We start from the raw sequence: 21,803 nt of genomic DNA on the forward strand, positions 1-21,803 counted from the left end.
CCCCGCCCAGGGGGCGGACGCCGGTCGCCCGGGCGGTGGCGTACCCGCCGATCAGCCCGGCGCTCACGAGCGCCGCCGCGGGCACCTGCTCCGCCGCGGCCACGGCGGTGTCCCGGGCGTCCGTCGCGGCGCTCACGCGGCGCCGCCCAGGTACTCCTGGAGCCGGCGCAGGCCCTCGGCGAGGTCGTCGTCGCCGAGGGCGTAGGACAGGCGCAGGAAGCCGGAGGGGCCGAACGCCTCGCCGGGCACCACGGCCACCTCCGCCTGCTCCAGGATCAGCTCGGCCAGCTCGGCGGAGGTCTGCGGCGTCGCGTCGCCGAAGCGCCGGCCGAGCAGGCCCCGCACGTCCGCGTAGGCGTAGAACGCGCCGGTCGGGGTGGGGCACTCCACGCCGTCGATGGCGTTGAGGGCCTCGACCATGACCCGGCGGCGGCGGTCGAAGGCCGCCCGCATCCGGTGGGCCTCGTCGAGCGGGCCGGACACGGCCGCCAGCGCGGCCCGCTGGGCCACGTTGTTGACGTTGGAGGTCAGGTGGGACTGCAGGTTCGTGGCCGCCTTGATGACGTCGGGGGCACCGATCATCCAGCCCACCCGCCAGCCGGTCATCGCGTACGTCTTGGCCACGCCGTTGAGGACGACCACGTTCTCGCCCAGCTCCGGCACGGCGGCGGCGATCGAGGTGAACGGCACGCCGTCGTAGGTGAGGTGCTGGTAGATCTCGTCGGTCAGCACGAAGATCCCCTTCTCCGCCGCCCAGCGGCCCACGGCCGCGGTCTCCTCGGGGGAGTACACGGCGCCCGTGGGGTTCGACGGCGAGCAGAACAGCAGGGCCTTGGTGCGCTCGGTCCACGCCGCCTCGAGCAGCTCGGGGGTGACCTTGTAGCCGAGCTCCGGTCCGGCGAAGACCTCGACCGGGTTGCCCCCGGCGAGCTTGATGGCCTCGGGGTAGGTGGTCCAGTACGGGGCGGGCAGCAGGACGTCGTCGCCCTCGTCCACGACCGTCGCGAAGGCCTGGAACACGGCCTGCTTGCCGCCGTTGGTGACGAGCACCTGGGCGGGCTCCACCGCGTAGCCGTCGTCCCGGGCGGTCTGCTCGGCCACCGCCCTGCGCAGCTCGGGCAGGCCCGCGGCCGGCGTGTACCGGAAGTTCGCCGGGTCCTGCAGGGCGGCCGCGGCGGCGTCCACGATGTACTGGGGGGTCGGGAAGTCGGGCTCCCCGGCGCCGAAGCCGATCACGGGCCGGCCGGCGGCCTTGAGGGCCTTCGCCTTCGCGTCCACGGCGAGCGTCGCGGACTCTGCGATGGCGCCGACGCGCCGGGAGATGCGGGACGTGGTCATGACCGGGGGCCTCCTGGAGGGGAACGGGCGGTCTCCGCCGGGTGCGGGGACGGCGGTGCGGACGCCCCCATGCTACTCGGGCGTCCGCACCGCGGGCCCGGCGCCCCGGCGGCCGCGCCCGCCCGGATTGCACCCCGCCGCCCGGGTCGCCTAGGATGGACGACTGGTGTCATCGGCGCCTGCTCGGCCGCGCCGTCACGGCGGGACCGGATGGTAGAGTCGGTGACCGGGTCCGAGCGATCGAGACCGGCGTCCCCACGCCGGCCGAGGCCGCGAGGCACGTAGGGCAGTGGCGCAATTGGTAGCGCAGCGGTCTCCAAAACCGCAGGTTGCAGGTTCGAGTCCTGTCTGCCCTGCTCCAGTCCGGGGTGGTCCCCGGCACCCCCACGGGGGTGCCGGGAGCCGCCGCGGCGACGGCGGGCCGGCAGCACTGCGCGGCACGCACGAGTCCACACAGGGAGAGCCGATGTCGCAGACCACCGCCGGCCGCGCGTCGGGCCAGCCCCCGGAGCAGGGCGCGGAGAGCCCCCGCGGCGTCTTCGGGCGCCTGTTCCTGTTCCTGCGCCAGGTCGTCGGCGAGCTCCGGAAGGTGGTCACCCCCACCCGGCGCGAACTGGTCAACTACGTCCTGGTCGTCCTCGTGTTCGTCGCGTTCATGATGGTGCTCATCTCGGTCCTGGACCTGGCGTTCGGCCAGGCCGCCCTGTGGATCTTCGGGCAGGGGGACGCCGCCGGCTGATCCGGGCGGCGCACGGACCGGCGCGGCCGGCCACCGTGACCCAGCAGAGCACGACATCCACGAAAGAACTTTGAGGGAGATCCAGTGACCGAGCACGAGCTCGAAAACGGCACCGAGGCACCGGCCGAGGTCGACCAGCAGGCTCCGGAGCTGCCGGAGGCCGAGACCTCCGTGCAGGAGGACGACTTCGCGGCCGCCCACGACCCGGAGCACGCCCCGGTCGCCGACGAGGCTCCCGCCGCGCCCGCCGACGAGGAGGCCCCGCTCGAGGCGGAGGCCCCGGCCGACGAGGAGGCCCCCGCGGCCGAGGACGAGGCGCCCGCCGTGGACCCCGTCGAGGAGTTCAAGTCGAAGCTGCGCCGCCAGGAGGGTGACTGGTACGTCATCCACACCTACGCCGGCTACGAGAACCGCGTGAAGACGAACCTCGAGACCCGCATCCAGTCCCTCAACATGGAGGACGACATCTTCCAGATCGAGGTGCCGATGGAGGAGGTCGTCGAGATCAAGAACGCCCAGCGCAAGATCGTGCGCCGGGTGCGGATCCCGGGCTACGTGCTGGTGCGCATGAACCTCACCGACGCCTCCTGGGGCGCGGTCCGCCACACCCCGGGCGTCACCGGCTTCGTCGGCCAGGACGCCTACAACCCGGTGCCGCTGCGCCTCGACGAGGTCTTCGAGATGCTCAACCCGGTCTTCGAGGCGCCGCAGGGCGCGGGGGCCGAGTCCTCCGCCCAGCCCAGCGCGCAGCCGCAGATCGACGTCGACTTCGAGGTCGGCGAGTCCGTCATCGTCAAGGAGGGCCCATTCGAGACCCTCCCCGCCACGATCTCCGAGATCAAGGTGGAGTCCCAGCAGCTGGTCGTCCTCGTGTCGATCTTCGAGCGCGAGACCCCCGTCACCCTCGGCTTCAACCAGGTCTCCAAGATCTGAGCCCCGCGGGCCGCTCCGGCCCGCCCCAGTTCCCGGCCCCGCGGTGCATGCTTCGCCGCCGGGCCGCCCGGCCGCCGCGCCACGGCGGCCACCCGCCGTCGTACGCTCCTGTGCGCCGGTACGTCCAGCAGAAGAAGGACCAGCACATGGCTCCCAAGAAGAAGAAGGTCTCCGGCCTGATCAAGCTGCAGATCCAGGCAGGCGCCGCCAACCCGGCTCCTCCCGTGGGTCCGGCCCTCGGTCAGCACGGCGTCAACATCATGGAATTCTGCAAGGCCTACAACGCGGCCACGGAGTCCCAGCGCGGCAACATCGTGCCCGTGGAGATCACGGTCTACGAGGACCGCTCGTTCACCTTCGTCACGAAGACCCCGCCCGCCGCGCAGCTGATCAAGAAGGCCGCCGGCGTCGCCAAGGGCTCGGGTGTCCCGCACACCCAGAAGGTCGGCAAGCTCAGCATGGACCAGGTCCGCGAGATCGCCGAGACCAAGAAGGAAGACCTCAACGCCAACGACATCGACGCCGCCGCGAAGATCATCGCCGGCACCGCCCGCTCCATGGGCATCGAGGTCGAGTGACCAGCCTCGGCTGATCACCACCCACCGTTATTGACGTGGCAGGGCCGAGCGCGGCCCGCAGACCACAACTGCACAAGGAGAAGAAGCAGATGGCAAAGCGCAGCAAGGCATACCAGGCGGCCGCCGCCAAGATCGACGCGGGCACGCTGTACGCCCCGGCCGAGGCCGTGGCCCTGGCCAAGGAGCTCGACACCGCGAAGACCGACTCCACCGTGGAGGTCGTCCTCCGCCTCGGTGTCGACCCCCGCAAGGCCGACCAGATGGTCCGCGGCACCGTGAACCTGCCCAACGGCACCGGCAAGACCGCCCGCGTCGTCGTCTTCGCGACCGGCGACAAGGCCGCCGCCGCGGAGGAGGCCGGAGCGGACTACGTCGGCTCCGACGACCTGATCGCCCGCATCCAGGGCGGCTGGACCGACTTCGACGCCGCCGTGGCCACCCCGGACATGATGGGCAAGGTCGGCCGGCTGGGCAAGGTCCTCGGCCCCCGCAACCTGATGCCGAACCCCAAGACCGGCACCGTCACCATGGACGTGACCAAGGCCGTCAACGACATCAAGGGCGGCAAGATCGACTTCCGCGTCGACAAGCACTCGAACCTGCACTTCATCGTGGGCAAGACGTCCTTCGAGCTCGAGAAGCTGGCGGAGAACTACGGCGCCGCCCTCGAGGAGATCCTGCGCCTGAAGCCCTCCGCGTCGAAGGGCCGCTACATCACGAAGGCGACCGTCTCGACCACGTTCGGGCCGGGCATCCCGGTCGACCCGAACGCCACCGAGGTCGTCGTCGGCGCCTGACGCCGTGCACCGGAGCCCGCGGGGCTCCGACGGGTGGGGGCCCGGCCGATGCGGCCGGGCCCCTTCCCGTCCGACGGGACCATTCCTCCCACGACCCAGCAGCCGGCGGGCGTCCGCCGGCGCCCACGGAACGGAGACCCCCCACGTGAGCGAGCACCCCCCGGTGCGCATCGAGCAGATGCGCATCCCCGACGAGTTCGACGACGCCGCGCAGGAGCTGCTGGGGCGCGTCGCGGAGCTCGTGCGCCGGTCCCGGCAGCACGTGTGGGGGATCTCGGACCTCACCGGTGACGCCCAGGAGCTCTACCGGGACCTGCTGGACCCCTTCGAGCGCGTGGTCGTCCTGCTGGCGTGGGCCGGGGACCGGCTGGCGGGACGGGCCGAGGTGCGGATGCCCCTGGTCACGCTCACCGACTCCGCCCACATCACCGTCGACGTGGACCCCGACGTCACCTCCCAGGGCACCGGCAGCGAACTGCTGGCCGCCGCCGAGCAGCTCGCCGTGGGCGAGTCCCGCCGGCACCTGCGGATCCAGACCGAGCACCCCGGGCCCGAGGAGATCCAGGGCGACGGCAGCGTCACCGGGGTCTTCCCGCTGGTCACGCCCGGGATGGTCGAGTGGGTGGACGCCGCCGACGGCTCGGGCCGGCTGCCCGTGTCCAACCGGCAGACCCGCTTCGCCCTCAGCGCCGGCTACCGGCTCGAGTCGGTCAGCGACTTCGGGGTGCTGGACGTCCCCCTGCCGCCCGAGCGCGTCGCGGCCCTGCTGGACGAGGTCGCGGCCTCGCCGGCGCAGGAGCCGTACCGGATCCACGTCTGGAGCGGCCCGGCCCCCGAGGACCGGCTCGACGAGCTCGCCGCCCTGCACTCGCGCATGGCGACCGACTCGTTCCTGGCCCCCGTGGCCGCCGCCGAGCCAGATCCCTGGGACGCCGAGCGCGTGCGGCGCACCGAGCAGCTGCGCGCCGAGGCGGGCAACCTCTCCCTCGTGGCCGTCGCCGAGCACGAGCCCACCGGACGCCTCGTCGGGATGACCGAGATCGTCCTGGCGGGGGAGGAGCCGCCGATCGGGATGCAGGACGAGACCGTGGTCCTGCGCGAGCACCGCCGCCGGTGGCTCGCCACCCGGCTGAAGCTGGCCAACCTGCAGCAGCTCGAGCGGCTGGCCCCGAGCGTGCGCACCGTCTACTCCTGGAGCCACAGCGGCGACGACCGGATGAGCCGGGTCAACGCCCGGCTGGGCTTCCGCGTGGCCGGGCGCAGCGGCGTGTGGGCCCGCGACTTCCCCTCCGCCTGAGCCGGGTCCGGGGCCGTCCCGGAGCCGATTTGGCCGCGGCGGGGGCCTCCGGTAGCCTGGGAGACACCAAAGACCGCCGGTCGTGGTCCCCCTGCCCCGTGCGCCCCGTTTCGGAGTGCGCGAAGCGGGAGGACAGCCGTAAGAGTTCCGCCAGGAACCGCCAGCGCAGGTGAACCAGCACAGCGAGCACGTCCCGTCCTGCACGGGGTGCGACGCCGAGCCCCGGGCATCTGCGCGGGGCTTTTTCTGTGCCCGGGCCCTTGCGGCAGCGACCGGCATCGAAGACCGGAAGGAGTACCATGGCGAACCCGGAAAAGGCAGCCGCGGTCGCCGAGTTGAAGGAACTGTTCTCCAACTCGGACGCCGCTGTCCTGACTGAGTACCGCGGTCTCACCGTGGCCCAGCTCAAGGAGCTGCGCCGCTCGCTCGGTGAGAACGCCGAATACGCCGTGGTGAAGAACACGCTGACCGCGATCGCGGCCAAGGAGCTGGGGATCGACGCGTTCGACGGCCAGCTCGCCGGCCCGAGCGCGATCGCCTTCATCTCGGGGGATCCCGTCGAGGCCGCCAAGAGCCTGCGTGACTTCGCCAAGGCGAACCCGCAGCTCGTCGTCAAGGGCGGTTACCTCGAGGGCAAGGCCCTGAGCGACGCGGAGATCAAGCAGCTCGCGGACCTCGAGTCCCGCGAGGTGCTGCTGGCCAAGGTGGCCGGTGCCGCGCAGGCGTCCCTGTCCCAGGCCGCGGCGCTGTTCCAGGCACCGCTGTCGAAGACCGTCCGCACGGCCGAGGCGCTGCGCGCCAAGGTCGAGGAGCAGGACGCCTGACCAGCATCCCCGCCGCGAGGCACATTCTCACCACGGAACCAGACCGTCCCGCGCCGACGAACCCGGCCGGGGCACACCATCGAAAAGGAGCCACAACCATGGCCAAGCTCACCACCGCTGAACTGATCGACGCGTTCAAGGAGCTCTCCCTCATCGAGCTCTCCGAGTTCGTGAAGGCCTTCGAGGAGGCCTTCGACGTCACCGCCGCCGCCCCCGTGGCCGTCGCCGGTGCCGCCGCTCCGGCCGCCGCCGCCGAGGAGGCCGAGGAGCAGACCGAGTTCGACGTCGTCCTCGAGGCCGCCGGCGAGAAGAAGATCCAGGTCATCAAGGAGGTCCGCGCGCTGACCTCCCTCGGCCTCAAGGAGGCCAAGGACCTCGTGGACTCGGCCCCCAAGGCCGTCCTCGAGGGCGCCACCAAGGAGGCCGCGGACAAGGCCAAGGAGGCCCTCGAGGGCGCCGGCGCCACCGTCACCCTCAAGTAGGACCCCGGACGCGTCCCTTCACGGACGCTCCTGCGAGGCCCCGGACGCACGGCGTCCGGGGCCTCGTGCCGTGCCGGGCCCGGACGGTCTGTGGGAGACTGGGGGCACGACCACATCGGCCGCCCACGCGCAGCGGGAGAGTCCGGGCGGGGGAGGGCGGACGGGCCCCACCGGGCCTCGGACCACGAGGAGCTCACCTTGTCCTTCCTGCCACGCCACCTCGGCCCGGACGCCGCCGAGACCGCGATCATGCTCGAGACCGTCGGCGCGGCCGACCTCGACGAGCTCGTCGCCCGCGCCGTCCCCGCGACCATCGCCTCCTCCGAGCCGCTGGGCCTGCCCGCCCCGATGTCCGAGCACGAGGCCCTCGCGGCGCTGCGCCGGGTCGCGGCGAAGAACCGGGTGATGACCCAGATGATCGGGCAGGGCTACGCGGACACCGTCACCCCGCCCGCGCTGCGCCGCAACATCCTCGAGAACCCCGCCTGGTACACCTCCTACACCCCCTACCAGCCCGAGATCTCGCAGGGCCGCCTCGAGGCCCTGCTCACGTTCCAGAACGCCGTCATGGACCTCACCGGCCTGGACCTGGCGAACGCCTCCCTCCTGGACGAGGCCACCGCGGTGGCCGAGGCCGTGCTCATGATGCGCCGGGCCAACCGGAAGGCCACGAGCCGGCGCGTCGTCGTCGACGCCCGGACGCTCCCGCAGACCCTCGCCGTGCTGCGCGGGCGCTGCCGGGCCGTGGGCATCGAGCTGGTCGTCGCCGACCTCGCCGAGGGGCTGCCCGAGGGCGAGCTCTTCGGGGTGGTCCTGACCCAGGTGGGCGTCGACGGCGAGGTCGTCCCCCTCGCCGAGCGCGCCGAGGAGGCGCACGCGCGGGGGGCGCTCGTGGCCGTGGCCACCGACCTGCTGGCCCTGACCCTGCTGCGCTCCCCGGGGGAGCAGGGCGCGGACATCGCCGTGGGCTCGGCCCAGCGCTTCGGGGTGCCCCTGTTCTTCGGCGGTCCCCACGCCGCGTTCCTCGCCTGCCGCAAGGGCCTCGAGCGGAACCTGCCCGGCCGCCTGGTGGGCGTCTCCACCGACTCCTCCGGCCGGCCCGCCTACCGGCTGGCCCTGCAGACCCGCGAGCAGCACATCCGCCGCGAGAAGGCCACCTCGAACATCTGCACCGCCCAGGCGCTGCTGGCCGTCGTGGCCGGCGCCTACGCCGCCTACCACGGCGCGGACGGGCTCCGCACCATCGCCGAGCGCGTGCACGGGCTGGCCGCCCGCCTGGCCACCGGGCTCGCCGCGGCCGGCGTGCGCGTGGTCCACGACCGGTTCTTCGACACCGTGCTCGCCGAGGTCCCCGGCCGCGCCGACGCCGTCGTGGCCGCCGCCGCGGAGCGCGGGATCAACGTCCGCCGGGCCGGCGCGGACCACGTCTCCGTGTCGGTGGGGGAGCCCCACGACGAGCGCGACGTCGACGCCGTGCTCGCGGCCTTCGGCGCCGCGGCTACGGACGACGCGGGCGGGGCGTGGGACCTGCCCGCCGAGCTGCTGCGCACCGACTCCTACCTGACCCACCCCGTGTTCACGCTGCACCGCTCCGAGACCGCGATGATGCGCTGGCTGCGCTCCCTCGCGGACAAGGACCTGGCCCTCGACCGGACCATGATCCCGCTCGGCTCCTGCACCATGAAGCTCAACGCCGCCGCGGAGATGGAGCCCATCAGCTGGCCCGAGTTCGCCTCGATCCACCCGCTCGCCCCCGAGGACCAGACCCTCGGCTGGCGCGAGCTCATCGCCCAGCTCGAGTCCTGGCTCACGGAGATCACCGGCTACGCCGCGGTCTCCGTCCAGCCCAACGCCGGCTCCCAGGGCGAGCTCGCCGGGCTCCTCGCGATCCGCCGCTACCACCTCTCCCGGGGCGACCGGCAGCGCACCACCGTCCTCATCCCGTCCTCGGCCCACGGCACCAACGCCGCCTCCGCGGTGCTCGCGGACCTCAAGGTGGTGGTCGTGGCCACCGCCGGGGACGGCTCCGTGGACCTGGACGACCTGGCCGCGAAGATCGGGAGCGTGGGGGAGGAGCTGGCGGGCATCATGGTCACCTACCCCTCGACGCACGGCGTGTTCGAGGAGCAGATCACGGCCGTGTGCGAGGCCGTGCACGCGGCGGGGGGCCAGGTCTACGTGGACGGCGCCAACCTCAACGCGCTCATGGGCCTCGCCCGGCCGGGCCGCTTCGGCGGGGACGTCTCCCACCTGAACCTGCACAAGACCTTCTGCATCCCGCACGGCGGCGGGGGGCCCGGCGTGGGGCCCGTGGCCGTGGCGGAGCACCTCGTGCCGTTCCTGCCCGGGGACCCCGCGGCCCCGGACGGCGGGGAGGACTCCTTCCCCGTGTCCCAGGCCCGCCACGGGTCGGCCGGGGTGCTGCCGATCTCCTGGATGTACATCGCCATGACCGGCGCGGAGGGGCTCACCGCGTCGTCGCGCACCGCGATCCTCAGCGCGAACTACGTCTCCGCCCGGCTGGCCGACGTCTTCCCGACCCTCTACACCGGCCCGGGCGGGTTCGTGGCCCACGAGTGCATCCTCGACCTGCGCGCGCTCACGAAGGCCTCCGGGGTGACCGCGGAGGACGTCTGCAAGCGGCTCGTCGACTACGGCTTCCACGCCCCCACCCTCGCGTTCCCGGTGGCGGGCACGCTCATGGTGGAGCCCACGGAGTCCGAGAACCTCGCGGAGCTCGACCGGTTCGTGGCCGCGATGCGCGCGATCCACGCGGAGATGACCGCCGTGGCCGACGGCGAGGTCGCACTCGAGGACTCGGTCCTGCGCCATGCGCCGCACACCGCGGAGGTGCTCACGGCCGACGAGTGGGACCGGGCCTACCCCCGGTCCCGGGCCGCCTACCCGCTGCCCGAGCTGCGCCGGGCCAAGTACTGGCCGCCCGTGGGCCGGGTGGAGAACGCCGCCGGGGACCGCAACCTCGTCTGCAGCTGCCCGCCGGTCGAGGCGTTCGCGGCCGCGGGCTGACCCGCGGGCCCGGCGCCCCCGGTGCCGGTGAGACCCCGGAGCACGAAATTTCCCATCCTACGACCGGTGGACGCCCGCGTCCACCGGTCGTGTGGACAGAGCCGCACATCGCGTCTATGCTGGATCTTTGCGTTGTCCCTCATTCTGCGTGCCTTCATATAGCGGTGGGCGCCCCCGGGGAGCGAACCAGCATCTCGAGTCCGCTGGCCCTCGCACACCCGTATCCCCGATTCGGGTACTGCGCGATTCAACTGCAGGTCTGTGGAAGGAATCCATCTTGGTCGCCTCGAGCACCGATTCGAACGTAACCGCTAACCGACCGGCCGACGGGAACATCCCGCGCCGCATCTCCTTCGCCAAGATCCATGAACCGCTGGACGTGCCGAACCTGCTGGCCCTCCAGACGGACAGCTTCGACCGTCTCGTGGGCAACGAGCGGTGGCAGGCCCGCGTCCAGCAGGCCATCGAGACCGGGGAGCAGGGCATCGCCCGCACCTCCGGGCTGTCCGACATCTTCGAGGAGATCTCCCCGATCGAGGACTTCCAGGGCACCATGTCCCTGTCCTTCTCGGAGCCGGAGTTCTACGACCCGAAGTACACCATGGACGAGTGCAAGGACCGGGACGCCACGTACTCGGCGCCCCTGTACGTCAAGGCCGAGTTCATGAACAACAACACGGGCGAGATCAAGCAGCAGACCGTGTTCATGGGCGACTTCCCGCTGATGACCGAGAAGGGCACCTTCGTCATCAACGGCACCGAGCGTGTCGTCGTGTCCCAGCTCGTCCGCTCGCCGGGCGCCTACTTCGAGCGCGGCCAGGACCGCACCTCGGACAAGGACATCTACTCCGCGAAGATCATCCCCTCGCGCGGCGCGTGGTTCGAGCTCGAGATCGACAAGCGCGACCAGGTGGGCGTGCGCCTCGACCGCAAGCGCAAGCAGTCGGTCACCGTGCTGCTCAAGGCCCTCGGCTGGAGCGAGTCCCGCATCCTCGAGGAGTTCGGGGAGTTCGACTCCATCCGGGCGACCCTCGAGAAGGACACCGTCGAGTCCCGCGAGGACGCGCTGCTGGACATCTACCGCAAGCTGCGCCCGGGGGAGCCGCCCACGGTCGACGCCGCGCAGGCGCTGCTCGACAACATGTACTTCAACTCCAAGCGCTACGACCTCGCGAAGGTCGGCCGGTACAAGATCAACCGGAAGCTGGGCCTCGACAAGGCGTTCGAGGACGAGGACGCCTCCGTGCTGTCGGTCGACGACATCGTCGCGATGATCCGCTACCTCGTCACCCTGCACGCCGGCGGCGGCACCATGAAGGGCGTGCGCGACGGCGAGCCCCGCGAGGTCGTCGTGGACGTCGACGACATCGACCACTTCGGCAACCGCCGCATCCGCGCCGTGGGCGAGCTGATCGAGAACCAGATCCGCACGGGCCTGTCCCGCATGGAGCGCGTGGTGCGCGAGCGCATGACCACCCAGGACGTCGAGGCGATCACCCCGCAGACCCTGATCAACATCCGTCCCGTCGTGGCGGCGATCAAGGAGTTCTTCGGCACCTCGCAGCTGTCGCAGTTCATGGACCAGAACAACCCGCTCGCGGGCCTGACCCACAAGCGCCGCCTGTCCGCGCTCGGCCCGGGCGGTCTCTCCCGCGACCGCGCCGGCATGGAGGTCCGTGACGTCCACCCGTCGCACTACGGCCGCATGTGCCCGATCGAGACCCCCGAGGGCTCCAACATCGGCCTCATCGGCTCGCTGGCGACCTACGGGCGGATCAACCCGTTCGGCTTCATCGAGACCCCGTACCGCAAGGTCGTCGGCGGCCTCGTCACCGACGAGGTCGAGTACCTCACCGCCGACGACGAGCGCGGCGTGACGATCGCCCAGGCGAACGCCCCGCTGGGCCCGGACAACCGGTTCGCCGAGGACGCCGTCCTCGCGCGCGCCGCCGACGGCTCGGGCGAGGCCGTGCTGGTCGACCCGACCGCCGTGCAGTTCATGGACGTCTCCCCGCGCCAGATGGTGTCCGTGGCGACCGCGCTCATCCCGTACCTGGAGCACGACGACGCCAACCGCGCGCTCATGGGCGCCAACATGCAGCGCCAGGCCGTGCCGCTGCTCGAGTCCGAGGCCCCGCTCGTGGGCACCGGCATGGAGCGCTACGCGGCCCTGGACGCCGGGGACTCCGTGCTGGCCCGCAAGGCCGGCGTGGTCGAGGAGGTCTCGGCGAACCTCGTGCGCGTGCTCAACGACGACGGGACGACCACGGTCTACCCGATCAACAAGTTCACGCGCTCCAACCCGGGCAACACCTACAACCAGCGCGTCATCGTCTCCGAGGGCGATCGCGTCGAGGAGCGCTCGGTCATCGCCGACGGCCCCTCCACGGACCAGGGCGAGCTGGCCCTGGGCAAGAACCTGCTGGTCGCCTACATGTCCTGGGAGGGCCTCAACTACGAGGACGCGATCATCCTCTCCCAGCGCATGGTCTCGGAGGACGTGCTCACCTCGATCCACATCGAGGAGCACGAGATCGACGCCCGCGACACGAAGCTGGGCGCCGAGGAGATCACCCGGGACATCCCGAACGTGTCCGAGGAGGTGCTGTCCGCCCTCGACGAGCGCGGCATCATCCACATCGGCGCGGAGGTCCAGGCCGGCGACATCCTCGTGGGCAAGGTCACCCCGAAGGGCGAGACCGAGCTGACCCCGGAGGAGCGCCTGCTGCGGGCGATCTTCGGCGAGAAGTCCCGCGAGGTGCGCGACACGTCCCTGAAGGTGCCCCACGGCGAGTCCGGCACCGTCATCGGCGTGCGCGTCTTCGACCGCGACGACGAGGACGACGACCTGCCCGCGGGCGTCAACCAGGTGGTCCGGGTGTACGTGGCGCAGAAGCGCAAGATCACGGACGGCGACAAGCTCGCCGGCCGCCACGGCAACAAGGGCGTCATCTCGAAGATCCTGCCCCTGGAGGACATGCCGTTCCTCGAGGACGGGACCCCCGTGGACATCATCCTCAACCCGCTGGGCGTGCCCGGCCGCATGAACCTGGGGCAGGTCCTCGAGGTGCACACCGGCTGGCTCGCGAAGCAGGGCTGGAACATCGAGGGCGACCCCGAGTGGCTCGACCGGCTGCCGAACTTCCCGAAGCAGTCCGGCCCCACGAACGTGGCCACCCCGGTGTTCGACGGCGCGCGCGAGGAGGAGATCTTCGACCTCCTCGACCACACCAACCCGACGCGCGACGGCGTGCGGCTGATCGACCGGTCCGGCAAGGCCCGGCTGTTCGACGGCCGCTCCGGCGAGCCGTTCCCGGACCCGGTGTCGGTGGGCTACCAGTACATCCTGAAGCTGCACCACCTCGTGGACGACAAGATCCACGCGCGCTCCACCGGCCCGTACTCCATGATCACCCAGCAGCCGCTGGGCGGTAAGGCGCAGTTCGGCGGCCAGCGCTTCGGCGAGATGGAGGTCTGGGCGCTCGAGGCGTACGGCGCCGCCTACACGCTGCAGGAGCTGCTGACGGTCAAGTCCGACGACGTGCACGGGCGCGTGAAGGTCTACGAGGCCATCGTGAAGGGCGAGAACATCCCCGAGCCGGGTGTCCCCGAGTCCTTCAAGGTCCTCATCAAGGAGATGCAGTCGCTGTGCCTGAACGTCGAGGTGCTCTCGGCGGACGGCAACACCATCGAGATGCGCGATTCGGATGACGAGGTCTTCCGGGCGGCCGAGGAACTGGGCATCGATCTCTCGCACTCCGAGCCCAGCTCGGTCGAAGAGGTCTGATCCCGCTCGGTCCACCCCGACGAGACGTCAACTTTTCCAGAGAAAGAGATAAAGGACCCTCATGTCCAACGAATCTTCACTAGGCCTCATGCGGATCGGTCTTGCGACCGCGGAGGACATCCGGACCTGGTCCTACGGCGAGGTCAAGAAGCCGGAGACCATCAACTACCGCACGCTCAAGCCCGAGAAGGACGGCCTGTTCTGCGAGAAGATCTTCGGTCCCACCCGGGACTGGGAGTGCTACTGCGGCAAGTACAAGCGCGTGCGCTACAAGGGCATCATCTGCGAGCGCTGCGGCGTGGAGGTCACCCGCGCCAAGGTGCGCCGTGAGCGCATGGGCCACATCGAGCTCGCCGCTCCCGTGACCCACATCTGGTACTTCAAGGGCGTGCCCTCGCGGCTCGGCTACCTGCTGGACCTCGCCCCGAAGGACCTGGAGAAGGTCATCTACTTCGCGGCGTACATGATCACGTCGGTGGACGAGGACGCCCGCCACGACGACCTGCCGAACCTGCAGGCCGCCGTGGACCGGGAGAAGGCGCAGATGGAGTCCACCCGCGACTCCGACATCGCCGCGATCGCCCGCGACCTCGAGACCGAGCTCGGCCGGGTCGAGGAGGAGGGCGGCAAGGCCGCGGAGAAGCGCAAGCTCCGCGACTCCGCCGACCGCCAGATGGCCAACGTGCGCAAGCGCGCCAACCTGGAGATCGACCGCCTCGAGCAGGTCTGGGACCGCTTCAAGAACCTCAAGGTCAACGACCTCGAGGGAGACGAGGCGCTCTACCGCGTCATGGTGGACCGCTACGGCATGTACTTCGAGGGCTCGATGGGCGCCGAGGCGATCAAGAAGCGCCTCGAGACCTTCGATCTCGAGGCGGAGGCCGAGTCCCTGCGGGAGACCATCGCCACCGGCAAGGGCCAGCGCAAGACCCGCGCCCTGAAGCGGCTCAAGGTCGTCAACGCGTTCCTGACCACGGACAACTCGCCGCTGGGCATGGTCCTGGACGCCGTCCCGGTGATCCCGCCGGAGCTGCGCCCGATGGTCCAGCTCGACGGCGGCCGCTTCGCCACGTCGGACCTCAACGACCTCTACCGGCGCGTGATCAACCGCAACAACCGGCTCAAGCGCCTGCTGGACCTGGGCGCCCCGGAGATCATCGTCAACAACGAAAAGCGGATGCTGCAGGAGGCCGTGGACTCGCTGTTCGACAACGGCCGCCGCGGCCGCCCGGTCACCGGGCCGGGCAACCGTGCGCTGAAGTCGCTGTCCGACATGCTCAAGGGCAAGCAGGGCCGGTTCCGGCAGAACCTGCTCGGCAAGCGCGTCGACTACTCCGGCCGCTCGGTCATCGTGGTCGGCCCGCAGCTGAAGCTGCACCAGTGCGGTCTGCCGAAGCAGATGGCGCTGGAGCTGTTCAAGCCGTTCGTGATGAAGCGGCTGGTGGACCTCAACCACGCGCAGAACATCAAGTCGGCCAAGCGCATGGTCGAGCGCTACCGCCCCCAGGTGTGGGACGTGCTCGAGGAGGTCATCACCGAGCACCCCGTGCTGCTCAACCGTGCCCCCACCCTGCACCGTCTGGGCATCCAGGCGTTCGAGCCGCAGCTCGTCGAGGGCAAGGCCATCCAGCTCCACCCGCTCGTGTGCGGCGCGTTCAACGCCGACTTCGACGGCGACCAGATGGCCGTGCACCTGCCCCTGTCCCCGGAGGCCCAGGCCGAGGCGCGCATCCTGATGCTGTCCTCGAACAACATCCTGAAGCCCTCGGACGGCAAGCCGATCGCCCTGCCCTCGCAGGACATGATCATCGGGCTGTACCACCTCACCACCGTCCGCGAGGGCGAGGAGGGGGAGGGCCGCTCGTTCTCCTCCGTGGCCGAGGCGATCATGGCCCACGACGCCGGCCGGCTGCACCTCAACGCGCTGTGCCGGATCGAGCTGGACGACTTCGTGCCGTTCGAGGGCTGGGAGGCCCCCGAGGGCTGGGAGCCGGGTCAGCCGGTGCTGGTGCAGACCACGCTGGGCCGCGTGCTGTTCAACGAGACGCTGCCCGAGGACTACCCCTGGGACGAGGCCGTCGCGGACAAGAAGCACCTGTCCGCGCTGGTCAACGATCTCGCGGAGCGGTACCCGATGGTCACCGTGGCGCACACGCTGGACGAGCTCAAGGACGCCGGGTTCCACTGGGCGGCCCGCTCGGGCGTGACCGTGGCGATCTCGGACATCGCGACCCCGCCGGAGAAGCCCGCCATCATGGAGGGCTACGAGGCGCAGGCCGCGAAGATCCAGGGCCAGTACGACCGTGGTCTGATCGACGACGACGAGCGCCGCTCGGAGCTCATCGACATCTGGACCAAGGCCACGGACGAGGTCGCCCAGGCCATGCAGGCGAACCTGTCGCCGCTGAACACCATCAACCGCATGGTGTCCTCCGGCGCCCGAGGCAACTGGATGCAGGTCCGCCAGATCGCCGGCATCCGCGGGCTCGTGTCCAACCCCAAGGGCGAGATCATGCCCCGCCCGATCAAGTCCTCGTACCGCGAGGGCCTGTCGGTGCTGGAGTACTTCATCGCTACCCACGGTGCCCGCAAGGGCCTGGCCGACACCGCGCTGCGCACGGCGAACTCGGGCTACCTGACCCGTCGTCTCGTCGACGTCTCCCAGGACGTCATCGTGCGGGAGGCGGACTGCATGACGGAGCGCGGCCTGAACCTGCCGCTCGCCGACGTGCAGGAGAGCGGGTCCCGCGTGCTGCACGAGGACATCGAGAACACGGTGCACGGCCGGGTGCTCGCGGTGGACGTCGTGGACGCCAACGGCGAGATCCTGGCCGAGGCCGGCACGGACCTCTCCGACGGGCTCATCAGCGCCCTCTTCGCGGGCGGGGCCGACACGGTGCGCGTGCGCTCCGTGCTGACCTGCGAGTCCGCGGTGGGCGTCTGCGCGGCCTGCTACGGCCGCTCGCTGGCGTCCAACCAGCTGGTGGACATCGGCGAGGCCGTCGGCATCATCGCCGCGCAGTCCATCGGCGAGCCGGGCACGCAGCTCACGATGCGCACCTTCCACACCGGTGGTGTGGCGTCCTCGGACGGCGACATCACCCAGGGTCTGCCCCGTATCCAGGAGCTCTTCGAGGCCCGTACGCCCAAGGGCGTCGCGCCGATCTCGGAGGTCGCCGGGCGGGTCAGCATCGAGGACACCGAGAAGGCCCTGAAGCTCGTCGTGACCCCGGACAACGGGGACGAGGCGATCGGGTACCCGGTGCTGCGCCGCGCCAAGCTGCTCGTGACCGAGGGCGACCACGTCGAGGTCGGCCAGCAGCTGGTCTCGGGCGCCGTCGACCCCAAGGAGGTGCTGCGCATCCGCGGTCCGCGGCAGGCGCAGAAGCACCTCGTGGACGAGGTGCAGCGCGTGTACCGCTCCCAGGGCGTGGGCATCCACGACAAGCACGTCGAGGTCATCGTGCGGCAGATGCTGCGCCGCGTGACGATCATCGAGTCGGGCGAGACGGACCTGCTGCCGGGCGAGCTCGTTGAGAACGTGCGCTTCCTGGAGGCCAACCGCAAGGCCGTGGCCGAGAGCAGCCGGCCGGCCGCCGGCCGCCCGGAGCTGATGGGCATCACCAAGGCCTCGCTGGCCACCGACTCGTGGCTGTCGGCCGCGTCCTTCCAGGAGACCACCCGCGTGCTCACGCAGGCGGCCATGGAGGGCAAGTCCGACCCGCTGGTGGGCCTCAAGGAGAACGTGATCATCGGCAAGCTGATCCCGGCCGGCACCGGGCTCGCGCGGTACAACAACATCGACGTGGAGCCGACGGACGAGGCGAAGGCCTCGCTGTTCACGGAGCCGGGCTCGTTCTCGGACTTCAGCTACGCGGAGGAGAACTCCTCGCCCGCCGAGTTCCAGGCGATCCCGCTGGAGGACTACGACTTCGGCTCCAACTGAGGTCGGCGTCCCGCGCAGGACGTGATCACCCTCGTGGTCACCACGGCAGCCCCGTTCCGGAAGTAGCGTCTTCCGGGGCGGGGCTGCCCCCGTCCCGCGGCCTGTCACGGGGCCGGGCCGCGGACCAGGAAGGAGCCCCAGGAGTCACCATGGCGAACTCACCCACCGGGGAGTCCGTGCTCGAGCGGGCGGACCGGATCCTCGCGGCGTTCACGGCGGAGGACTCGCGGCTGACCGGGGGCCGGATCGCGGCCCTCACCGGGCTGCCCACCGCCACCGCGCACCGGCTCGCCCGGGACATGGCCCGCCAGGGCTGGCTCGAGCGGGTGGAGGGCGGGCACTACGTGGTCGGCACCCGGCTGTGGGAGCTGGTCAACCGCTCCTCGCGCGAGCTCGGCCTGGCGCGCGCCGCCCGCCCCTTCATGGGCGACATCCACGCGGTGCTGCGCCAGCACGTGCAGCTCGGCATCGTGGAGGGCCGCGAGGTGCTGCTCGTGGAGCGGCTCTCCCACCCCCGGGCGGTGCCCGTCCGGTCGGAGGTGGCCGGCCGGCTGCCCCTGCACCTGTCGGCCACGGGCCTCGTGCTGCTGGCGCACGCCCCCCAGGACTACCAGGAGGAGTACCTGCAGGGGCCCCTCACCGCGTTCACCGAGCTCTCGCCGACCGAGCCCGCGGTGCTGGCCGCGGAGCTCGAGCGGATCCGCGGCGCGGGCCACGCCCTGCAGACCGGCTATCTCGAGGCCGGCACGGCGGGGATCGCCGTCCCCGTGCGGGGGCGCGGCGACCAGGTGGTGGCGGGCCTGGGCGTCATCACCCCGGCGGGCGACCCGGCCGCGCGGGCCGGGGCGATCGTCCAGGCGCTGCACACCGCGGCGCACGGCATCCGCCGGACCCTGCGGGACGCCCCCCGCTGAGACGGGCCGCGGCACCGGCTCCCGGGCACACCGCGCCCGTCGCCTCCAGCATCCCGTTCAACGGGACGACTGTGGTGCCGCCCACAGGCCGCTGAGACACTGGACACGATTCCCGTCGTATCACCAGGAGCACTCATGAGCGCACAGCGCACCGTTCTCAGCACGCAGGTCGGCATCGTGGGCGGCGGCCCCGCCGGGCTGATGCTGGCCCACCTGCTCGGCCGCGCCGGCATCGACAGCATCGTGGTCGAGAAGCGCGACAAGGACACCATCCACGCCACCCACCGGGCGGGCATCCTCGAGGCGCCCACGGTGCGGATGCTGACCGACTCCGGCGTCGACGGGCGGGTGCTCACGGAGGGCCACGAGCACGAGGGCACCGTGCTGCGCTTCGAGGGGGAGAGCCACCGGATCGACTTCAAGGAGCTCGTCGGCGAGTCCGTGTGGCTCTACCCGCAGAACGAGGTGTTCCTGGACCTGGCCGACGCCCGGGAGCGCGACGGCGGCGACGTCCGCTGGTCCGTCACGGAAACCGAGGTGGTCGACCTGACCACCGACCGGCCGGGCATCCGCTTCACCGACGCCGCGGGCGAGGACTTCGAGGTCCGCTGCGAGATCCTCGTGGGCGCCGACGGCTCGCAGAGCATCTGCCGCCGCGCCATCCCGGAGCAGGAGCGCACCGACAACTTCATCGAGTACCCCTTCGCCTGGTTCGGCATCCTCGCCGAGGCCCCGCCGAGCGCCCCGGAGCTCATCTACTCGAACTCCGAGCACGGCTTCGCCCTCATCTCCCAGCGCAGCGGGACCGTCCAGCGGATGTACTTCCAGTGCGACCCGGAGGAGGACGTCGACGACTGGGGCGACGAGCGGATCTGGGCCGAGCTCCAGCGCCGGGTCGAGGGCCCCGACGGGCTCCGGCTCCAGGAGGGCCCCATCTTCGACAAGACCGTGCTGAAGTTCCGCTCCTACGTCTGCGAGCCCCTGCGCCACGGCAACCTGTTCCTCGTCGGCGACGCCGGCCACACCGTCCCCCCGACCGGCGCCAAGGGCCTGAACCTCGCGTTCTGCGACGTCCGCGTGCTCGCCCCGGCGATCGTCGAGTTCTTCCGCACGGGCGACGGCACCGGGCTGGCCGGGTACTCGGCCACGGCGCTGGAGCGGGTGTGGAAGGCGCAGAACTTCTCCTACTGGGCCACCCACCTCATGCACACCCAGCCGGGGGAGAACCCCTTCAACCAGAAGCGCCGGCGCGGCGAGTTCAAGGCGATCACCGGCTCCGAGCGCGGCGCCGCCTACTTCGCGGAGTCCTACACCGGCTGGCCCGACGACCGCTGACCCCCGGCCCCGCCGGACCTCCCCACTGTGACCCCACAATAAGTTCGCACAGTGAACACATGTGCGAATGCTGCACCGAATGCGCTAGCCTCGGAGAGTTCGCCGCGGGCACCACGCCCGCCGGTGCGGCAGCCACCTCGCAACAAAGGAGCTGAACCATGACCGACCAGGACCAGGGGCCGGAGGAGTCCTTCGTGCACCTCACCCCGAAGGGCCCCGACGACGCGGCGGACACGCAGGCCGACCTCGACCGCGAGATGGCCGGCATCAGCGCCGACTACAGCGCGTCCGGCCGCACCGAGACGCAGCCGCGGCTGGACTACGCGCCCTACCGCAGCTCGATCCTGCGGCACCCCACCAAGGACCTGCACCACGCGGACCCGGAGACCATCGAGCTGCACGCGCCCGCCTTCGGCGAGCGGGACGTGCACCGGCTCGAGTCGGACCTGACCATCCAGTCGGGCGGGGAGCCCATCGGCGAGCGGATCAAGATCCGCGGCCGGGTCCTCGACGGCGACGGCCGGCCCGTGCGCCGCCAGCTCGTGGAGATCTGGCAGGCCAACGCGGCCGGGCGGTACATCCACAAGCGGGACCAGCACCCGGCTCCCATCGACCCGAACTTCACCGGCGTGGGGCGCTGCCTGACCGGCGACGACGGATCCTACGAGTTCGTCACCATCAAGCCCGGGCCGTACCCCTGGAAGAACCACCACAACGCCTGGCGGCCCGCGCACGTGCACTTCTCCCTGTTCGGCACGGACTTCACCCAGCGGATGATCACCCAGATGTACTTCCCCTCGGACCCGCTGTTCGCGCTGGACCCGATCTTCCAGTCGATCGTGGACCCCGAGGCCCGCCGCCGGCTCGTGGCCGACTACGACCACGAGGCGTCCGAGCACGAGTGGCTGCTCGGCTACACCTGGGACATCGTGCTCAGCGGCTCGAACCGCACCTGGACGGAAGGCGACTCCAATGTCTGAGACCCCCGCGACCCCCGCACTCCCGGCCACCCCCGGCCAGACCATCGGGCCGTTCTTCGGCTACGCGCTGCCCTACGACAAGGGCGAGCTGCTCGTCCCGCTCGGGCACCCGCAGGCGGTGCGCCTGCACGGCACGGTGACCGACGGCCACGGCGACCTCGTGCCGGACGCCATGCTCGAGATCTGGCAGGCCGACGGCAACGGCGACGTCCCCACCGCGACCGGCTCGCTCGTGCGCGACGGCTACACCTTCACCGGCTTCGGCCGCGCGTCCGTCGACAACGAGGGTCACTACACCTTCACCACCGTTGACCCGGGGCCGACCGAGCCCGGCAAGGCGCCGTTCATCACGCTGACCGTCTTCGCCCGGGGCGTGACGAACCGGCTGTTCACCCGCATCTACCTGCCGGAGGACACCGAGGCCCTCGCGAACGACCCGCTGCTGCGCTCCCTGCCCGAGGACCGCCGCCGCACCCTGGTCGCCGAGCGGGAGGCCGACGGCTCCCTGCGCTTCGACCTCCGGCTCCAGGGCGAGGGCGAGACCGTCTTCCTCACCTACCCGAACCTCCAGGCGTGACCGTTCCGTGCGCGGGCCCCGGCCGCCCCGGGGCCCCCGCACGGCACCACCCCGCCACGGACGACCCGACGACCACCGAAGGAGGACGCGCATGACCGACGCCGGGCTGCTCCGCCCCGGAGCCCACCGGGGTGACGCGCACACGGACGACACCGCGGTGCTCCAGGCGCTGCTCGACGTCGAGGCCGCCTGGGTCGCCGCGCAGGCGGACGCCGGGCTCGCCCCGCGCGCCGCCGCGGCGTCCGCGCG

Annotated in this window: 15 protein-coding genes and 1 tRNA gene; 15 read left to right on the forward strand and 1 reads right to left on the reverse strand. The window is 71.4% G+C overall.

The features are described 5' to 3' along the window. Positions 1-132: 132 nt before the first annotated feature. A complete protein-coding gene (locus CRM73_RS12000; protein ID WP_229587849.1) occupies positions 133-1,338 on the reverse strand; it encodes a pyridoxal phosphate-dependent aminotransferase in 1,206 nt (401 codons plus the stop codon). A 283-nt stretch (positions 1,339-1,621) separates the two neighbouring features. Between CRM73_RS12000 and CRM73_RS12005 the strand changes: the two genes are divergently transcribed. From CRM73_RS12005 to pcaG, 15 genes are all read left to right on the forward strand, one after another. Further along, positions 1,622-1,694, forward strand: a tRNA-Trp gene (locus CRM73_RS12005). A 110-nt stretch (positions 1,695-1,804) separates the two neighbouring features. Continuing rightward, positions 1,805-2,077, forward strand: coding sequence for a preprotein translocase subunit SecE (gene secE / locus CRM73_RS12010; RefSeq protein ID WP_017833270.1), 273 nt, complete (start codon positions 1,805-1,807; stop codon positions 2,075-2,077). Between the two features lie 84 nt (positions 2,078-2,161). Beyond that, on the forward strand, positions 2,162-3,010 hold the full coding sequence (nusG, locus tag CRM73_RS12015; protein WP_017833271.1) for a transcription termination/antitermination protein NusG: 849 nt from the start codon (positions 2,162-2,164) through the stop codon (positions 3,008-3,010). A gap of 146 nt (positions 3,011-3,156) precedes the next feature. Beyond that, positions 3,157-3,588: a 50S ribosomal protein L11 gene (gene rplK / locus CRM73_RS12020; protein WP_017833272.1), complete on the forward strand. Its 432-nt coding sequence runs from the start codon at positions 3,157-3,159 to the stop codon at positions 3,586-3,588. An 89-nt stretch (positions 3,589-3,677) separates the two neighbouring features. After that, the gene (rplA, locus tag CRM73_RS12025; RefSeq protein WP_017833273.1) at positions 3,678-4,385 is read left to right on the forward strand and encodes a 50S ribosomal protein L1; all 708 of its coding nucleotides are present in this window, start codon (positions 3,678-3,680) and stop codon (positions 4,383-4,385) included. A gap of 145 nt (positions 4,386-4,530) precedes the next feature. Next, entirely contained in the window at positions 4,531-5,682 is a 1,152-nt protein-coding gene (locus tag CRM73_RS12030; RefSeq protein WP_229587851.1) for a GNAT family N-acetyltransferase, read from the forward strand. Positions 5,683-5,981: 299 nt separating this feature from the next. Next, positions 5,982-6,506 carry a 50S ribosomal protein L10 gene (rplJ, locus tag CRM73_RS12035; protein WP_017833275.1) on the forward strand — a complete coding sequence of 175 codons (525 nt, stop codon included), beginning with the start codon at positions 5,982-5,984 and terminating at the stop codon, positions 6,504-6,506. A 98-nt stretch (positions 6,507-6,604) separates the two neighbouring features. Beyond that, positions 6,605-6,988 (forward strand): 50S ribosomal protein L7/L12, encoded by a 384-nt coding sequence (rplL, locus tag CRM73_RS12040; protein WP_229587853.1) that lies wholly within the window; start codon positions 6,605-6,607, stop codon positions 6,986-6,988. Positions 6,989-7,186: 198 nt separating this feature from the next. After that, a complete protein-coding gene (gcvP, locus tag CRM73_RS12045; RefSeq protein WP_229587855.1) occupies positions 7,187-10,015 on the forward strand; it encodes an aminomethyl-transferring glycine dehydrogenase in 2,829 nt (942 codons plus the stop codon). A 277-nt stretch (positions 10,016-10,292) separates the two neighbouring features. Beyond that, positions 10,293-13,802, forward strand: a complete 3,510-nt coding sequence (rpoB, locus tag CRM73_RS12050; RefSeq protein WP_017833278.1) for a DNA-directed RNA polymerase subunit beta — start codon at positions 10,293-10,295, stop codon at positions 13,800-13,802. 61 nt (positions 13,803-13,863) lie between these two features. Beyond that, positions 13,864-17,748, forward strand: a complete 3,885-nt coding sequence (locus CRM73_RS12055; protein WP_031282944.1) for a DNA-directed RNA polymerase subunit beta' — start codon at positions 13,864-13,866, stop codon at positions 17,746-17,748. Positions 17,749-17,897: 149 nt separating this feature from the next. Continuing rightward, positions 17,898-18,662 (forward strand): IclR family transcriptional regulator, encoded by a 765-nt coding sequence (locus CRM73_RS12060; RefSeq protein WP_017833280.1) that lies wholly within the window; start codon positions 17,898-17,900, stop codon positions 18,660-18,662. A gap of 135 nt (positions 18,663-18,797) precedes the next feature. Further along, complete coding sequence (locus tag CRM73_RS12065; RefSeq protein ID WP_017833281.1) at positions 18,798-19,997, forward strand: 4-hydroxybenzoate 3-monooxygenase; 1,200 nt, start codon at positions 18,798-18,800, stop codon at positions 19,995-19,997. 158 nt (positions 19,998-20,155) lie between these two features. After that, positions 20,156-20,977, forward strand: coding sequence for a protocatechuate 3,4-dioxygenase subunit beta (gene pcaH / locus CRM73_RS12070; RefSeq protein WP_017833282.1), 822 nt, complete (start codon positions 20,156-20,158; stop codon positions 20,975-20,977). After that, positions 20,970-21,554, forward strand: coding sequence for a protocatechuate 3,4-dioxygenase subunit alpha (pcaG, locus tag CRM73_RS12075; protein ID WP_017833283.1), 585 nt, complete (start codon positions 20,970-20,972; stop codon positions 21,552-21,554). Before pcaH ends, pcaG begins: the two co-directional genes overlap by 8 nt. Positions 21,555-21,803: the final 249 nt, after the last annotated feature.

The sequence above is a fragment of the Kocuria sp. CCUG 69068 genome (genome assembly GCF_020833785.1).
Taxonomy (GTDB): Bacteria; Actinomycetota; Actinomycetes; order Actinomycetales; family Micrococcaceae; genus Kocuria; species Kocuria rosea.

Bases quoted from the DNA above. Each gene is read 5' to 3' on its own strand.
- CRM73_RS12060 (WP_017833280.1), top strand. From the start codon at position 17,898: ATGGCGAACTCACCCACCGGGGAGTCCGTGCTCGAGCGGGCGGACCGG.
- CRM73_RS12055 (WP_031282944.1), top strand. From the start codon at position 13,864: ATGTCCAACGAATCTTCACTAGGCCTCATGCGGATCGGTCTTGCGACC.
- CRM73_RS12000 (WP_229587849.1), bottom strand. From the start codon at position 1,338: ATGACCACGTCCCGCATCTCCCGGCGCGTCGGCGCCATCGCAGAGTCC.
- pcaH (WP_017833282.1), top strand. From the start codon at position 20,156: ATGACCGACCAGGACCAGGGGCCGGAGGAGTCCTTCGTGCACCTCACC.
- secE (WP_017833270.1), top strand. From the start codon at position 1,805: ATGTCGCAGACCACCGCCGGCCGCGCGTCGGGCCAGCCCCCGGAGCAG.
- rplK (WP_017833272.1), top strand. From the start codon at position 3,157: ATGGCTCCCAAGAAGAAGAAGGTCTCCGGCCTGATCAAGCTGCAGATC.
- rplJ (WP_017833275.1), top strand. From the start codon at position 5,982: ATGGCGAACCCGGAAAAGGCAGCCGCGGTCGCCGAGTTGAAGGAACTG.
- pcaG (WP_017833283.1), top strand. From the start codon at position 20,970: ATGTCTGAGACCCCCGCGACCCCCGCACTCCCGGCCACCCCCGGCCAG.
- rplL (WP_229587853.1), top strand. From the start codon at position 6,605: ATGGCCAAGCTCACCACCGCTGAACTGATCGACGCGTTCAAGGAGCTC.
- rplA (WP_017833273.1), top strand. From the start codon at position 3,678: ATGGCAAAGCGCAGCAAGGCATACCAGGCGGCCGCCGCCAAGATCGAC.
- CRM73_RS12065 (WP_017833281.1), top strand. From the start codon at position 18,798: ATGAGCGCACAGCGCACCGTTCTCAGCACGCAGGTCGGCATCGTGGGC.